The organism is Stappia sp. P2PMeth1, from assembly GCF_900185735.1.
Lineage (GTDB): Bacteria > Pseudomonadota > Alphaproteobacteria > Rhizobiales > Stappiaceae > Stappia.
The window spans coordinates 17,170-32,027 of the sequence record NZ_FYAW01000059.1 but is presented as its reverse complement, the minus strand read 5'-3'; the positions used below and the strand labels follow the sequence as shown (position 1 = coordinate 32,027).

Below are 14,858 nucleotides of genomic sequence, written 5' to 3'. Positions count from 1 at the left end.
GCACCAAGGAGGTATGGCCCGGGAGATGGGTGGTGGCAGGAGAGAGCCGGCAATATCGAGGCGATTGAGAGGTACCAACGGTTGTGATGTATTGGTATCAACAGGAGGCATTGCGATGAGCAAGAACACGTCCATCGCCCTAGGCGAGCATTTCAATCAATTCATCGCCGCTCAGGTGGCGCGCGGTCGCTATGGCAACGCCAGCGAGGTGGTGCGGGCCGGTCTTCGCTTGCTGGAGGAACAGGAGATCAGGCTGAAGGCGTTGCGCGAAGCACTCGCGGAGGGCAAGGCCAGCGGAGAGGCAGAGCCGTTCGACAGTGCGGCGTTCCTTGCCCAGATGCATGAGCGTCATACCGACAAGCGGTAGTCGGCAGAGTGGCAAGGAAGTAAGGCTGCGACCGAAGGCCCGTGCGAACATTGAGGCGATCTGGCGCTATACGGCCGAGCACTGGTCGTTGAAGCAGGCGGATATCTATCATGGGCGGATCGCCGAGATCCTGACGGCCCTGGCCTCCGGTCAGTTGCGTGGGCTGGCTTCAACCGCTGTCGTAAAAGAGATTTGCGGCGACCTTCCTTCCTCGGCCGTGGCAACGCCGAGAATGCCCATCAACTCGCCGCGTAGCTCGGCGTGGACTTCGCCACGCTTCTTGTCGGGCGTGACGATCACCTCGCCGATCAGGGAACGCAATATCTCGGCTGCTTGCCTGCCACCATCGGGATCGTTCAGGACTTCGGCGAACCGCACGACATTGCGGCGGTAGTTGACCGCGAAGTTGGGATGCACGTCCGGCACATCGGCAGGGGCTTCCGCCATGCGGACAGCGATCTCGGACTTCTGCCGTTCCAACTCATCCATCCGGGCGTTCATCGACGGCTGATACATGCCGTCCTCGATGGCCGAGATGATTCCGGCAATGGCGCGCTCGATCTTCGCCAGAGCGCGACGGTCGGTTTCGTGCTGGGCGCGGCGCTGGTGATTCAGCCGATTGGTTTCCTCGACATAGGCGCGCACGGCCTCCTCGATAGCCTCGGCGGATACCAGCCTGTCCTGCAATCCGGCCAGCACCCGCGCCTCCAGCTTCTCGCGCAGGATGGTGCGGTTGTTGGCGCAGGTGCCGCGCCGGTGATGGTTCAGGCAGCCGAGGCGATCCGACAGGATGATGCCGACCCTGCCGCCGCAGCAACCGCAGGTGAGCAGGCCGGAAAGGAGAGAGACGGGCCGGTTCGCACGGTGCAGACGCTTCATACGGCCTTCGCGGGTATTGGCGGGATTGGGGCCGAAGATCGCGGCGATCTGCTTCTGCCGCGCGCGCACGGCATTCCAGAGTGTATCGTCCACGATCCGCAGATGCGGAACCTCGGCCCTGATTCACTCGGATTCCGGGTTCGGGCGGGAAACACGTTTGCCAGTAGCGGGGTCTTTCACGGAGTGCAGCCAATTCCAGACCAGCACGCCCGCGTAAAGCTCGTTGTTGACGATGCCGGTTCCTCGTGTGCGGTGACCCCGGATGCTGGTATCGCCCCATGCCCGACCGAGGGGACCCGGAATACCCTCCTTGTTCAGATCGACGGCGATGGCCTTGGGGCTTTTGCCCGATGCAAACTCGCGGAAGATACGGCGGATGATCTCGGCCTCCTCGGGGACGATCTCGCGGTCGCCCCGGATCGGCTCGCCGTTGCCGTCCAGCTTCTTCACCACCCTGTAGCCATAGCAGAGGCCACCGCCTGCCTTGCCCTTCTCCACCCGCCCGCGCAGGCCACGATGGGTCTTCATGGCGAGGTCTTTGAGGAACAGGGCATTCATCGTGCCCTTCAGCCCAACATGCGGCTCGCTGATTTCGCCCTCGGCCAGTGTCACGATGGTGACGCCCGCAAACTTCAAATGCTTGTAGAGCGTGGCGACATCGGCTGATCGCGGCTGATCCGGTCCAGCGCCTCGGCCAGCAGGACGTTGAACTCACCATGCTGAGCGTCACGCATGAGCCGTTGGATACCGGGCCGTCGGATCGTACTCGCCCCCGATATCGCGGCATCCTCGTAGGAACCGACGATCTGCCACTGCTCCTGGCCAGCGCGTTCGCGGCACAGCCGAAACTGGTCCTCAATGGACGCCTCGCTCTGGTTGTCGGAGGAATAGCGGGCGTAAAGGGCTGCGCGGGTCATTACCGATCCTCTCTCAATTCTACCGGGATTTGCGCTCCCTTTCCCGGCCATCTACCTCTTCGGCTTCTTAGGACTCGGAACGTCCAGCGCCGAGCAAATATCGGTCAGGCCAAAATCGTTGCCGATATAGAGCAACGGGGCCGAATGCTGTTTTGCCAGCGCGTAGGAGAAGCAATCGCCAAAGTTCAGTCCGCCACGCGTGCCGAACCCCTGGCCGTATTCGATGCGCGCCTTCATTGCCGCGCGAGCCAGACGATCATCGACCGGGGCGATGTCGATGCCCAGCGTGGTCAGAAACTCGTCCAGAATTCCGATAGCCTTCGACCGCCTCGACCCGGTGAGCCGACCAGCCAGAACCGTACCCGTCTCCACATAGTTGACAGCAGAAATCAGCCGGGCAGGCGCACCCTCAAGCACCTTGGTGCAATCGGGGCCTTCCGGCTCATCGAACAGAATGGCTATGATGGCGGAACTGTCCACCACCATCATTTCGGAAAGCCCAACTGCTCGGGCGTGTCTCCGACGGCTTCATCCCATTCTTCCTTGGTGACGGGACGACGGTCGAACAGGTGGGCACGCTTGCGCACGAAAGCCTGTACGCGGGCCGTATAGTCACCCTGCGCCTCCCGCTCGGCACGCAGCCGCTCCAGCCGTTCGCGCATGGCCTTGGTGATGGCATCGGTCATGGTCTCGCCGGTCAGGCGGGACAACTCACGCGCCAGCCTGTCGGCTTCCTCGGTCTTGATGCTGAGGCCCATAGCGGCGCTCCTTTCTAGATTACCATTCTAGATAACATATGGGCTGCCTGAGTTCAAACGCAAAACCCGCATCCGGCCCGCCTTATTCATCTTCATCGGCAGTTGACTGGCCCTCCCCTGCATCGGCCTTCCTGTCGGGTTCGCTGTTATCGTTGGCTGCGCACATGGCCTTCTCGTAATCCTCGCGCGCCATGCGCCTGCCGATCAGCCGGGCAATGGACAGCACCACCGCATCCAGCCGCTCGCAAGCACCGGTATCGCCCCCGGCATTCCGCCCGTCCGGCGCATGATTGTCATTCGCCAGCCTCTCTCTTCCCGGCCATTTCCTGCCGTCTTCCTTCATGCCTCTCCCTCTTCCTGCCATGGGAAGGGCTATGAGACGGCAAGGATTTTACCACGCCAAACGATTATTCCCGGCATGCGGCCGTGGCGCGGAAACGGCTAAAAATCGGACGGATCACAAGGCACATGGCCCTCGCCGAGCGCGCGAATCAAGGTGGTACGCGAGAGGCTCCGCAACACCATCGATCCGCCTATTCATTCTGTTGCTCCAGTAGCGCCTCAAGCAGGGCGTGCCGCTGAAGCTGGAACGGGTTGGCGACCGTCACGCCGCCCCAAGTGAACCCGTCCTGCAAATCCTCGGACAGCAGCAAGCGGCAGCCCGATTGAGACGCCACCGACAGGATCACCGCATCCCAGATGCCGAGCCCATGATCCGCGGCAAGATCGGCGGCGGCCAACATGACCTCGGCAGAGGTCGCGGCCACCGGAAACGTGTCGCGCCAGCCAAGCAGCGCCTCGCGCGCCTCGGGCTTCGAGCGACCAGCCTTGCGAACGAGGACGTTGAACAATTCGCCTAACACCTGAACCGGCACCACAACGGCCGATTGCGGCAGGCGGCGCACCAGGTCGAGCGCGACATCGTGCTTCTCGCTCCCGTTCACTCCCTCCGCATAAGCGAGCACATTGGTGTCGAGCGCGAGCCTCACGCCTCGTCCTCGTAGAGTTCATCGCGGGACCAGCGTCCGACATTGACGACGGATTGCCGCTCAAGGCGGGCCAGCAGCGAGGCCCGCGCTCCAGCCTCTACATTCGTCATCTCATCGGCAGGCACGATGCGCGCGACGGCCCGACCATGCGAGGTCACGACATAGCTGTGCCCCTCCCGCACCCCGCGCAGGATGAACGAGAACTTGCGGTTGGCCTCCGCAGCCGACACGGCCTCTTCCATAACGGCCTCCATTGGGTAGTTATATTGCCTACTATAGTGACGGCCGCGCCGGTCTTCAACCCCGTTTGATCGCGTGGCAAGCTGGGCTACCTCAGGCGGAGTAGTGGCCCCATGCTATCGTTGGCAAACAAGCGCACGGCGCGAAAATCCAAGCATCTTCAATGTAGTAGCGACTTTCCACACGTTGTCCCACCAAGCCGAACGGTGCGGAACGCGCCAGAAAACCCAATGAAAACAACCGCCCGACCGAAGCGCACTGTGCGGCCTTTTATCCTGCCATCGTCCGGTCGTGGTGCCCGCGCCCGCCTGGCACACCCTCCATGATGCGAGAAAGTCCGATAAAGTGCGATGGGGTCGCTGCCCGTGTCCGAAGGCTTAGCGAAGGACCTGGTCTTGACGGCGGATGGGGTCGGAAGGCCCCCGGAAACGAAGCAGAAAGCCGCGCGGCTCCTATCGAGCCACGCTCTGCAGGAGGGGGCTCACTGGTGCGCCGCCGAATGCGCGGCAAAATCGGCGCTTGTGCGGAAGGCGCGATCGAGATCACCGATGGCAGGCTGATGCATCATTCGCCGCACTCCTTTTTGACCATAGCGGCGAGAACAACCCAAGGCGGGTATTTGTCGTGCTGGCGGAACGCCTCCTCGACCTTGAGGATTCTCTTAGGATTGTTGTGATACCAATCGCGAATGCACTGCATGCCGTCTTCGACCTTCCGGCCAGCCGCCACGCTGTCTTTCCTGAAGCGGGCATAGGCAAGCCCTTCAACGATACCCGCGACATAGACCACGAACTCGTCGCTCGGCATTTCCCGGAGCACGACACCCGCCGTCATGTCGATGGCATAGGCCGGATGAACACCAGTCGCGAGGAAGAACAGGATTCCGGAAAGAACTGCTTTCACGCTTCTTTCTACTTCTCCAATACTGCTCAAAATCGTCCCGTTTTGTGAGTATTTGAATAATACGCCCAAAATTTGGTATACTTTTATAGAAATCAGGGCCTTGAGTGCCCGTGGCCGATCACACCCGCCGGACACGGAGGCAGGAGCAATAGGGGACGGTTTCGTGACAGGCAGGAAGGGAGCAAGCCATTGAAAAAGAACAAAAAGATCGCATACATCCGCGTGTCGACCTCCGAGCAGCGCCAGACCGCCAGGCCGAAGGCCTGCGCCAGTTCTGCGACGAGCTCCATATCGAGACCGTCTCCGCCTGCGGCCACAGCCGGCCCGTCCTCGACAAGGTGCTGGCGCGCCTCTCCCCCGGCGACACGTTGGTGGTGTGGGATCTCGACCGGGCCTTCCGCTCGGTGGTCGATGCCCTCACCCATGCCGAGGCGCTGCGGGCGCGCGGGGTGCATTTCCGCATCGCCAATCTCAATATCGATACGTCCACGCCTGCGGGCATCTTCGTCTACACGATGATCTCGGCCCTGGCCGAGTTCGAGCGGCGGACATTGTCGCAGCGCACCCGCGAGGGAATGGCCGCCGCGCGCAAGCGCGGCGCGCGGATCGGCCGGCCTCCGGCCTTAAGCCAGCGCGACATTCGCAAGGCGCGTCACCTGATCGGGCAAAAGGAATTGTCGGCAAGTGCGGCGGCCCGCACCCTCGGCGTGGCCCGATGAACGCTCGTGCGCACTCTGCGGCGGCACGAGGCGGCGGTTGTCTCGTGTTGAACAACTGGCGGCAAACAGCCGAATCCGCTAGCCTTAACCGTATGGGAACACGCTTAAAATCCTCGCCCGACAGCGCATTCGCAGACGTCAAGGAACGGCACATTCATACCCGGTCCACGTGCGGTAGGATGGTCGTCCCCGGTCGTGTTGCCGCTCTATCGGAACGGGACCGCCGACCGGCGGGAAGGTCGTTATGATTGCAAAATCATGTCAGATTTGATATATTGATCATGTGGGTTGTTGAAACGCTCAACGCCACGGTCGATGCGGAGCTGGAAGCGCTTCCGGCCGATCAGATCGCCAAGTTCCTGTGAATTGGCGAGTTGATCCAGTCACTGGGACTGGAGCGTGTTCGCGAACCCCACGTGAAGCATCTGGAAGGCCCGCTCTGGGAAATCCGGATGAAGGGCAGAGATGGGATCTCCCGCGCCCTTTATGTGGTGGCAAGGCCAAAGCGGGTGGTCGTGGTCCGGGTGTTTGCCAAGAAGACGCAGAAGACCCCGCGCCGTGAGATTGAGCTCACCTTGAAGCGGGCGGAGGACGTGACATGACGAAGCTGAATGAACTGAAAAAGACGTTGCTGGAGCGCCCCGACGTGCGCGCCGAGTACGAAGCCCTGGCCGAAGAGTTCTCGATTGCCGAGGCGCTGATCCGCGCCCGCGCCGAGGCGGACATGACCCAGGAAGAGGTTGCCCGGAGGATGCAGACCTCGCAGTCCTATATCGCCAAGCTGGAAAGCGGCCGCGTCAGCCCGTCGATGAAGGCCCTGCAGCGCTATGCGGCGGCGACGGGGGCGCGGCTGAGGATCAGCCTCGAGCATGCGACAACGCCGTAACACCGAGCAGCGCGAGGCACGCACCTTTGGAGCGCACCGCTGGACGTTCATGCGCACCCTGCGCACACGCGAGGCGGCGGTTGCTTCGTGACCGGAGCGAGGTTACTCGCGATTTCCTTGTAAATTCAGACGGATTTTCGCTATACTTGTTATATGAGCGAGATTGAGACCACCAGCATTGACGTCTATCCGTGGGCTGCCCCCTACAGCGGAGCAGCGCGCGCGGTTTGATGCGCTCTCGCCGGAAGCCAAGCGCGCCGCGATCCAGGCAGCCATCGACGAGGGCTTCGACAGCCCGCTGTCTTCCAAGTCCATCGAGGACATTATCCGCAAGGCGCGTGCCGACCTGACGCATGCGCCATAGGACTACCCGTCGCGCCGAGCGCGACCTCAAGGACATTTATCGCCACACCGGCTCAAGTCCAGTGAGGCTTTGGGAAGCAAGTAAGGCTTGCTGGTAGCGTGGCGCTCCCCTTGCAACGTGAGTTCGGGCAGATCGAATCAGGCACCGGCGTTCGGTCATAGGCTGGCCCCTGTATGGAAGTCGGGGCAACCGGATCGCGCAGTCTTTCCTATTTGCCGCCGTTTCTACTCCGTAGCCCTATCAGGGCTAAATATCTGTTGCACAACGATTAATCGTTACTCTGTCTGGTCTCTGCAATCGTCAGAAACAACCGGCAGGAGGTAGCGTATCCATGCGTCAACCAGACCGTATCGTCCGCCTGAACACTGTACTTGCCCGCTCCCGCCTGTCCCGATCCACCATCTACCGCAAGATCGCCGAGGGCACGTTTCCGGCCCAGCTCAAGATCAGCACCAACGGAGCTGGCTGGCGGGAATCCGACATCAACCGCTGGGTTGCCGATCCTGTCAGGTGACGGCCAGAGGAAGAGGCTGGCAATGGGCGGTGACGGAAAGGGTTGCGGAAGAGAGAGGCCGGCGAATGATAACCGTCTGCCGGATGGGCAGGAGGCGGGAAGCGGGACCGATGTGTCCGAACGGCTGGACGCGGTGGTGCTATCGATCGCCCGGCTGATCGGCAGGCGGATGGCGCGTGAGGATTTCGAGAAGGCCATGCGCGCCGCCAATGACAATGTGCCACCGGAAGCAGGCGGCAACGACAGATGACACCGCGATCCGCGTTCCTGCGGGATACCTCACATGGCCGGATTCGACATGTGCAATATTGACATCTTATGAGATGTCTATAAAATATCTCCCATGAGGCTGGTTCTGGACACCAACGTGATCGTGGCGGCGTTCCGCAGTCGCAATGGAGCGAGCAATCTGCTGTTGCGGTTCGTTGACCGGGGCTTGCTGACGCCGCTTTGTTCGACAGCGCTGTTTCTAGAATATGAAGCGGTGCTGAGCCGGGAAGAAACCCGCAAAGTGACGGGCCATAGCCTGGAGGATGTCGCTTCCGTGATGTGTGCGCTCGCCGCCGTGTCCGAGGGCGTCGATATCTCGTTTCGGACGCGGCCTTTGTTGTCCGATGTCGCGGATGAGATGGTACTTGAGGCCGCTCTGAACGGAGAAGCCGAGGCCATCGTGACGCATAACGTGAAGGACTTCCGCCCGGCGCTCAAGCTGGGCGTCACCATTGCAACGCCGGGAGAGATCGTCAGGAGGCTGAACACATGACGCAGACCCAACGTTACAAATACCCGCTGCAACTGCCGCAGTCGCTCAAGGAGACGGCGGCGCGTCTTGCCATGGAAGACGGTGTGTCGCTCAATCAGTGGATCGTCTCGGCCGTCGCGCAAAAGATCGGCGCGGTGGAGACTGCCAGCGATTTCCTCAAGGCCCGCGCAGGCACGGCGAAGCGCGGCGATCTGACGAGACTTCTGGACCGCGCACCCGATGTGCCGCCGATGCAGAGGGATGCTATCAAGGAGTGACCGAACGGAGACTGCCGTGACCCGCGTTGCGCCTTATGCCCGCTATTCGTCAGACAACCAGCGGGAAGCCTCGATTGGGGATCAAGTGCGGCTATGCCGTGAGCGCGCGGAGCGGGAGGGATGGCAGGTCGTAGAAAATTATACCGGCGCCGCAATTTCCGGTGCCAACATGATCCTTCGACCAGGGATAAAAACGCTTCTGGCAGATGCTCAGGTTGGGCGGTTTGACGTGGTTCTGGCCGAAGCCCTCGACAGGCTCTCCCGTGACCAGGAAGACATCGCTGCGCTGTTCAAGCGGCTTCGCTTCGCCAGCGTTCGCATCGTTACCTTGTCGGAGGGAACGGTGGACAAATTGCATGTCGGCCTAAAAGGGACGATGAACGCTCTCTTCCTTCGGGACCTGGCTGCCAAGATCAGACGCGGCCAGTCCGGTCGTGTCATCAGCGGCTATTCCGCCGGAGGTCTGTCCTACGGATATCGTGTAGTCAAGAAGCTCGACGAGCGAGGAGAGCCGATCCGAGGCCTCCGCGAAGTGGATGAGGGACAGGCTGGTGTAGTCCGGCACATCTTTCAGGAGTTTGCCTCGGGATGTTCCGCCCGGACGATCGCTGCTGGCCTTAACCGTGATGGCATTCCCTCTCCATTCGGCCGGGAATGGGGAGCCTCAACGATCAACGGCAACCTCAAACGTCGCAGCGGCATACTCTACAACGAAGCCTATATCGGGCTCTTGGTCTTCAATCGCGTCCCGATGGTAAAGGACCCGGAGACCGGCAAGCGCATCTCCCGCCGGAACCCGTCCGAACAATGGCAAGTGGTGGAAGCTCCTCACCTGCGTATCGTCAGTGACGAGCTGTGGAACGCCGTCCAGGCACGTAAGCAGCTCTACGGAGGAACCCGGCTGCATAAGCGCAGAAGGCCGAAACACATGTTCTCCGGCCTTGTGCGGTGCGGATGTTGTGGCGCCACCTACACCGTCAAGTCCCAGAACCAACTCGCCTGCACAGCGCATAGGGAACGGGGGACATGCACAAACAATCGCACCGTCCGCGTGCCTCACCTTGAACGTCGTGTATTAGAAGGCATCAAGCAGCGGCTACTTTCAGTCGATGCCGTTGCCGAATTCCTCGCCGAGTATCATGCCGAAAGGAAGCGCCTCAATGCGAGGATGCGACATGATCGGCAGCAGATCGGTAAGCGGCTTGCCAATCTCGAAAGGCAAATCGCGAACATCATCGACGCCATAGCCGATGGTGTTGCAACGATGGGCATGAAGTCGCGGCTGATCGAGATGGAGGCGGAAAAGGAGCGCCTTGCCTCCAATCTGGCCGCGATCTCCGAAGCAAGCGATATCGTGGAATTGCATCCGGCTTCGATTGAGGTTTATCGCCGCAGGATCGCCGAATTGCAAGAGGCGCTGCACTCCAACGAAGATGATCGCAGGGAAGCAGTTAATGCCATTCGGTCGCTTGTCACAAGCATCGAAGTCATGCCGCGCAAAGGACGTGGAAAATTTGACCTGACCGTCAACGGGGCACTGGCAGAACTGCTCAACCTGCCTCGCCGAAAACCGGGCGAACTACCAACACTGTATTGATGATAGCGGAGGACCGCTACCGCCAATCCATACACCTACCGGAAATACACTACAGGCTCCGATTGTTCTCTCGGCTTCTGGTGGCATAGGTATGCGTACCGCGTGTGCCCAGTAGCTGACTCTGAAGCGCGCATTGACTGTCTAGCTCGCCGGGGTGTGGAACGGCTTCATTGTTCCCATCCAAAGAGGAATTATAAAACTCCACTTTATAAATCGGCGTATGTCTGAAACAGGCCGCCTTGACATTGCAACACTTCAGCCAAAATATATAGCATGACTTTAGAAAAATATGGGCTTTTGAAACAGGTTCTGACGCATGCCCGGCCGGGCCAGCCGCTGACAGCGGCCTGGCTCGCCGAGCAGGGCGTGTCAGCGCAGCTTGCCTATCATTACGTTCAGGCGGGTTGGCTCATCAGGCTCGGGCACGGCTGGTTCCTGCGCGCCGGAGATGAACCGGAATTGCTCCTTTCCTTGGCGGCCTTGCCGGGCACTTTCCATATCGGCGGCAAGACAGCGCTCGCTTGGCACGGTTACCAGCACAATCTTGCCCATCGCCCCGATACCGAACTTTTCGCGCAAAGCCCGTTCCGCCTGCCTGAATGGATGCAGGCGCATTTTCCCCTCACAGTACGGCGGCGTCACCTTTTTAACGATGATGCCCTTGGCGTTGCGCCATGGCGCGACATGGCGAGTCTGCGGGTTGCCGAACCCGAACGCGCCGTGCTGGAAATGCTGTGGGGAGTTCCGCAACATCAAACGCTGGAAGAGGCCACCCACCTCGTCGAAAGCCTGTTCGGCCTGCGCGCGACGCTGATGCAACCGCTTCTGGAAAGCTGCCGCAGCGTCAAGGCGGTGCGGCTTTTCCTGAATCTCGCCAAACAGGCCTCCCTCCCAATCATGGAGGAACTCGACATGACCCGGATCCACACTGGATCGGCCACGCCCTATGTACGCCGCCACGCAACCGGCACGATCAGGACCTGACCGTGGAGAAACGCTATTTCGAGACCGTGCAGCTTCTGCTCGATGTCGCGCCGCTCGTTTTTCGGGGTGAGGATTTCGCCATGAAGGGCGGCACGGCCATCAATCTTTTTCACCGCGACATGCCCCGGCTCTCGGTTGATATCGACGTGGTCTATGTTCATGGCAATCGACCGCGCGAGGAAGCGCTCGGCGCCATATCCCAAGAACTGGATCGGGCAGCGACCGAGTTGGAGCGGCACGGACTTGCAGTCAGGCGGCGAGCATCGACCGGCACTGGCGATATCAAGCTGTTTGTGCGCCGGGGTCTTTCCGAGATCAAGATTGAGGTCAACCCGGTCGGCCGCGGCACGCTGCTGCCCACGCGCTCGGCCGAACTCTGCGCATCGGCGGCGGACGAATTCAAGCGTACCCTCAGGCTGCCGATCCTGGCGCCTGCGGAACTCTATGGCAGCAAACTTGTCGCCGCGATGGACCGCCAGCACCCGCGCGACTGGTTCGATTGCCTGCTGCTGCGGCGGAACGAAGGGCTGACCACCGACATACGCCAGACATTCGTCGCCTATGTCGCCGCCCACAATCGCCCCATCAACGAAATCCTGATGCCGAACCCGCAACCGCTCGAGGCCACCTTTCGCAATGACTTCGTCGGCATGACGCGGGATGAAGTCGGCCTGGAAGCACTTGAGGAAACCCGCATCTGGCTGTTCGAGGAGTTGCCCAAAAGCCTGACACGCACGGAGCGGGATTTTCTCATCGGCCTGAAAGCTGGAGAACCCGACTGGAGCCTCCTGCCGTTTCCCTCACTGCAGCACATGCCCGCCGTGAGATGGAAGCTTGAGAATATTCGCAGGCTGAAGCAGTCCAACCCGCGCAAACACGCCAACCTGCTGGCAAGATTGGAAGAGAAATTGCGGATGTGAGGATAGCTGCGCGGACGAGATCGGCCGCTTCGGGGTCGAGGCTGTGTGAAAACCCTTGATCACGGTATGATTGGGCACTGCTTCGAAGGTGTCAGATGGGACGTTTTGTCGAGGCTGCAGATCGTAATCAGGCGAGTTTTCTGCCGGCGCGTCTTGATGACTATGTTGATCCCGACAACCCTGTCCGAGTGATCGACGCCTTTGTCGATGAACTCGATCTGGCCGAGCTTGGCTTCGCCCGCGTTCAGCCAGCATCGACCGGCAGGCCCGGCTACGCGCCGGGCACGATGCTCAAGCTCTATGTCTATGGGTACCTGCATCAGCTGACATCTAGGCGGAAGCTTGAGCGCGAAGCTGGGCGCCACATCGAGCTGATGTGGCTGACCGGCAAGCTGGTGCCCGACTTCAAGACCATTGCCGACTTCCGCCGCGACAATGCCGGTGCGATCCAGATCGCATATCAGCGCTTTGTTTCCATCTGCTGCGCCCTTGGTTTGGTCGTCGGCGGCATGGTCGCGATCGACGGGTCACGCCTGCGGGCGGTGAACACGCACGAGAGGAACGACACCAAGGGCAAGCTGGCGCGCCGGAAGGCCCATGTCGAGGAGAGCATCGCGCGCTATCTCGCCGAGCTTGAGGAGACCGACAATGCGGAAATAGGAGCTGCAAGGCCGCCCATCGAGCACCTGACCGAGCGACTGGCGTCGCTACGTGGTCGGCTTGGCGAGCTCGAAGAGATTGGCCGGCAACTGCAAGCCGCCCCCGATGAGCAGATATCGCTCACCGATCCGGACGCCCACGCTATGGAGACCGAGAGCGACCATCGCGGTGTCGTCGGCTACAATGTCCAGGCGGCCGTCGATACCAAGCAGCATATCGTCGTTGCCAATGAGGTGACGAACCGAGGCCATGACCGCTCGCACCTGCTTGAGATGGCCAAGGCCGCACAGACCGAGATGATCGCCCTTGCCGATCGTGGATACTATGAGGGCGAGCAGATCCGCGCCTGCGCCGAAGCCGGCATTGTCCCGATGGTGCCCAAGCCGAGTATCTCACCAGCCCAGGCCCATGGCTTCTGGGACAAGACCGTGTTCGTGCATGAGCCCGAGACCGACACCTACCGCTGCCCTGCCGGCGCGCAGCTCCACAAGCGCTTTGCCAGGGTTAAGGGCGGCTAGCTGATAAGCGTGTACTTCAACCAGAAAGCCTGCAGTGCCTGCGCATCCCGTCCTCTGTGCACGGCCGACAAAGAAAAGCGCATACGACGATGGGAGCACGAGGCCGTGCTCGATGCCACGGAGCGCAGACTTCAAGCGATGCCCGCAGCCATGGCGGTCCGCCGCTGCATGGTCGAGCACGTCTTCGGCACCATCAAAGGATGGGTGGGCGCTGCCCACTTCCGAACGCGCGGCCTCAGGAACGTCTCCACCGAAGCCAGCCTGGCGATCCTGGCCTACAATATGAAGCGCGCTATCGCCGTCGCCGGCGTTGCCTCGACCCTCAAAGCGACAACGGGGTGAATGGAGCAAATGCGCGCCATGGCAGTAGCCTGCGCGACGAGCCACAGGGAGTTCTCACACAGCCTCGAACCTAAACCAGTCGTTGAAATCGGCTCCGGGATAAAGGTTGACTTGCCGCTTCACACTGGCCAACCTTTTCTGATTATGCCTAGCAATTTTTAGTTTTGATAGGCATAGCGTGCCAAGCGAAAACAGAAAGCGATAGGCATGACCCCACTCAGCAGCATCGCAATGAGCGCATACACCGATCTGGTGCGGCTCCTGAAGGACCCTGCTGTGTCGGGCGTCGAGGGCAAACCGACCCTGAAACAGCGCGGCGACAAGGCTTACTGGTACGCTGCACGCCGCATCGGATCGGAGATGCGTTTCTTCTACATCGGCGAAGACAGCGACGAAACCCGCGCACGCATCGACCGCATCGAGGCCCTGCATGCGACAGCGAAGGAGCGGCAGGCTGAGCGCTCGCGGCTGGTCCGTCTGCTACGGGCGGAGGGCCTAACACCAACCGACCGGGCGACCGGCTCCATCCTGTCTGCCATGGCAGACGCGGGGACATTTCGGCTAGGCGGCACAATCGTCGGTACAAATGCGTTTCGCCTTTATGAAGGTGAGCTTGGCATCCGCCTGCCCTTGAGCGGGATGGCGAACACCGGCGACATCGACATCGCCCAATTCGAGAAGCTCAGTGTCGCTCTGGAGGATCAGGTCGACCCAGGACTGGCCGAGACGTTCTCGGCGCTCAAGTTTGCCCCCCTGCCCGGGCTCGACCTGGGGCGCACGTGGCGCTGGGTGCAGGGCGGTAGCGGCCAGTTGGCCGAGTTCCTCACCCCAGCGTTCGGTGAGGAAACCATTCGAGAACTGCCCGCACTAGGCGTCACCGCTCAGGCACTGAACTACCTCAATTTTCTAATCGCCCAACCGATCCACGCAGCGGCCATCTATAGATCCGGCGTCCTTGTACAGATACCTCGCCCCGAGAGGTACGCGATCCACAAGCTGATCATCGCTGATCGGCGTCGCGATGGTGCCGATAGCTTGAAAGCGTCGAAGGACCGGGAGCAGGCGGCGTTTCTTGTTGAGGCGATGGCCGAAGACCGCCCCGACGACCTGCGCCGAGCCTATGTCACCGCAATGGACGTCGGCCCTCGCTGGCGCGAACACATAGCAAATTCGCTGAAGCGCATGCATCACACGATGAACACCTTGAACAGTATTTAGTAGCCACTGGCGCACAGGGATGTTCTGCGACGGATGCATTGCGATGCTCCATGATTTAGGTCG

General features: G+C 61.0%; 22 protein-coding genes and 2 pseudogenes. 15 read left to right on the top strand and 9 right to left on the bottom strand.

Going from position 1 to position 14,858, the window contains the following annotated elements:
* Nucleotides 1–115 precede the first annotated feature (115 nt).
* Together P2PM1_RS24030 and P2PM1_RS25865 are read left to right on the top strand one after the other, a co-directional pair.
* On the top strand, nucleotides 116–367 hold the full coding sequence (locus tag P2PM1_RS24030) for a type II toxin-antitoxin system ParD family antitoxin (protein ID WP_186400841.1): 252 nt from the start codon (nucleotides 116–118) through the stop codon (nucleotides 365–367).
* A pseudogene (locus P2PM1_RS25865) lies at nucleotides 342–470 on the top strand (type II toxin-antitoxin system RelE/ParE family toxin); the annotation flags it as partial. The gene P2PM1_RS24030 and the pseudogene P2PM1_RS25865, both read left to right, overlap by 26 nt.
* A gap of 47 nt (nucleotides 471–517) precedes the next feature.
* Here P2PM1_RS25865 and P2PM1_RS25650 read toward each other — a convergent pair.
* From P2PM1_RS25650 to P2PM1_RS23990, 9 genes are all read right to left on the bottom strand, one after another.
* Nucleotides 518–1,339, bottom strand: a complete 822-nt coding sequence (locus tag P2PM1_RS25650; protein WP_186400840.1) for a zinc ribbon domain-containing protein — start codon at nucleotides 1,337–1,339, stop codon at nucleotides 518–520.
* Between the two features lie 30 nt (nucleotides 1,340–1,369).
* On the bottom strand, nucleotides 1,370–1,858 hold the full coding sequence (locus tag P2PM1_RS25645; protein WP_244301619.1) for a recombinase family protein: 489 nt from the start codon (nucleotides 1,856–1,858) through the stop codon (nucleotides 1,370–1,372).
* 20 nt (nucleotides 1,859–1,878) lie between these two features.
* Complete coding sequence (locus tag P2PM1_RS25640; protein ID WP_244301618.1) at nucleotides 1,879–2,163, bottom strand: recombinase family protein; 285 nt, start codon at nucleotides 2,161–2,163, stop codon at nucleotides 1,879–1,881.
* A gap of 51 nt (nucleotides 2,164–2,214) precedes the next feature.
* Nucleotides 2,215–2,652: a type II toxin-antitoxin system VapC family toxin gene (locus P2PM1_RS24015; protein WP_186400839.1), complete on the bottom strand. Its 438-nt coding sequence runs from the start codon at nucleotides 2,650–2,652 to the stop codon at nucleotides 2,215–2,217.
* A complete protein-coding gene (locus P2PM1_RS24010; protein ID WP_186400838.1) occupies nucleotides 2,649–2,921 on the bottom strand; it encodes a type II toxin-antitoxin system VapB family antitoxin in 273 nt (90 codons plus the stop codon). The genes P2PM1_RS24015 and P2PM1_RS24010 overlap by 4 nt, the downstream gene beginning before the upstream one ends.
* Before the next feature lie 82 nt (nucleotides 2,922–3,003).
* Nucleotides 3,004–3,264, bottom strand: a complete 261-nt coding sequence (locus tag P2PM1_RS24005) for a hypothetical protein (protein ID WP_186400837.1) — start codon at nucleotides 3,262–3,264, stop codon at nucleotides 3,004–3,006.
* 190 nt (nucleotides 3,265–3,454) lie between these two features.
* A complete protein-coding gene (locus P2PM1_RS24000; protein WP_186400836.1) occupies nucleotides 3,455–3,910 on the bottom strand; it encodes a PIN domain-containing protein in 456 nt (151 codons plus the stop codon).
* A complete protein-coding gene (locus P2PM1_RS23995) occupies nucleotides 3,907–4,152 on the bottom strand; it encodes a type II toxin-antitoxin system Phd/YefM family antitoxin (RefSeq protein ID WP_186400835.1) in 246 nt (81 codons plus the stop codon). Before P2PM1_RS23995 ends, P2PM1_RS24000 begins: the two co-directional genes overlap by 4 nt.
* Before the next feature lie 562 nt (nucleotides 4,153–4,714).
* Nucleotides 4,715–5,053: a hypothetical protein gene (locus P2PM1_RS23990; RefSeq protein WP_186400834.1), complete on the bottom strand. Its 339-nt coding sequence runs from the start codon at nucleotides 5,051–5,053 to the stop codon at nucleotides 4,715–4,717.
* A 188-nt stretch (nucleotides 5,054–5,241) separates the two neighbouring features.
* Between P2PM1_RS23990 and P2PM1_RS23985 the strand changes: the two genes are divergently transcribed.
* From P2PM1_RS23985 to P2PM1_RS23925, 13 genes and pseudogenes are all read left to right on the top strand, one after another.
* Entirely contained in the window at nucleotides 5,242–5,772 is a 531-nt protein-coding gene (locus P2PM1_RS23985; RefSeq protein ID WP_186400872.1) for a recombinase family protein, read from the top strand.
* A gap of 374 nt (nucleotides 5,773–6,146) precedes the next feature.
* A complete protein-coding gene (locus P2PM1_RS25635; RefSeq protein ID WP_256376499.1) occupies nucleotides 6,147–6,374 on the top strand; it encodes a type II toxin-antitoxin system RelE/ParE family toxin in 228 nt (75 codons plus the stop codon).
* Nucleotides 6,371–6,658, top strand: coding sequence for a helix-turn-helix domain-containing protein (locus P2PM1_RS23975; protein ID WP_186400833.1), 288 nt, complete (start codon nucleotides 6,371–6,373; stop codon nucleotides 6,656–6,658). The genes P2PM1_RS25635 and P2PM1_RS23975 overlap by 4 nt, the downstream gene beginning before the upstream one ends.
* Before the next feature lie 178 nt (nucleotides 6,659–6,836).
* Entirely contained in the window at nucleotides 6,837–7,022 is a 186-nt protein-coding gene (locus tag P2PM1_RS23970; RefSeq protein WP_186400832.1) for a hypothetical protein, read from the top strand.
* A 331-nt stretch (nucleotides 7,023–7,353) separates the two neighbouring features.
* Nucleotides 7,354–7,536 carry an AlpA family transcriptional regulator gene (locus P2PM1_RS23965; RefSeq protein WP_186400831.1) on the top strand — a complete coding sequence of 61 codons (183 nt, stop codon included), beginning with the start codon at nucleotides 7,354–7,356 and terminating at the stop codon, nucleotides 7,534–7,536.
* 22 nt (nucleotides 7,537–7,558) lie between these two features.
* Complete coding sequence (locus P2PM1_RS23960; RefSeq protein ID WP_186400881.1) at nucleotides 7,559–7,786, top strand: hypothetical protein; 228 nt, start codon at nucleotides 7,559–7,561, stop codon at nucleotides 7,784–7,786.
* A gap of 93 nt (nucleotides 7,787–7,879) precedes the next feature.
* Nucleotides 7,880–8,299 (top strand): putative toxin-antitoxin system toxin component, PIN family, encoded by a 420-nt coding sequence (locus P2PM1_RS23955; RefSeq protein WP_186400830.1) that lies wholly within the window; start codon nucleotides 7,880–7,882, stop codon nucleotides 8,297–8,299.
* Nucleotides 8,296–8,556, top strand: a complete 261-nt coding sequence (locus P2PM1_RS23950) for a toxin-antitoxin system HicB family antitoxin (protein ID WP_186400829.1) — start codon at nucleotides 8,296–8,298, stop codon at nucleotides 8,554–8,556. Before P2PM1_RS23955 ends, P2PM1_RS23950 begins: the two co-directional genes overlap by 4 nt.
* A gap of 16 nt (nucleotides 8,557–8,572) precedes the next feature.
* A complete protein-coding gene (locus P2PM1_RS23945; protein ID WP_186400828.1) occupies nucleotides 8,573–10,153 on the top strand; it encodes a recombinase family protein in 1,581 nt (526 codons plus the stop codon).
* Nucleotides 10,154–10,426: 273 nt separating this feature from the next.
* Entirely contained in the window at nucleotides 10,427–11,137 is a 711-nt protein-coding gene (locus P2PM1_RS23940; protein WP_186400827.1) for a type IV toxin-antitoxin system AbiEi family antitoxin domain-containing protein, read from the top strand.
* Nucleotides 11,138–11,139: 2 nt separating this feature from the next.
* Nucleotides 11,140–12,057 carry a nucleotidyl transferase AbiEii/AbiGii toxin family protein gene (locus P2PM1_RS23935; protein ID WP_186400826.1) on the top strand — a complete coding sequence of 306 codons (918 nt, stop codon included), beginning with the start codon at nucleotides 11,140–11,142 and terminating at the stop codon, nucleotides 12,055–12,057.
* A gap of 95 nt (nucleotides 12,058–12,152) precedes the next feature.
* Nucleotides 12,153–13,577, top strand: a pseudogene (locus tag P2PM1_RS23930) (IS1182 family transposase).
* Between the two features lie 231 nt (nucleotides 13,578–13,808).
* Nucleotides 13,809–14,795 carry a GSU2403 family nucleotidyltransferase fold protein gene (locus P2PM1_RS23925; RefSeq protein WP_371637061.1) on the top strand — a complete coding sequence of 329 codons (987 nt, stop codon included), beginning with the start codon at nucleotides 13,809–13,811 and terminating at the stop codon, nucleotides 14,793–14,795.
* The last annotated feature ends 63 nt before the right edge of the window (nucleotides 14,796–14,858 follow it).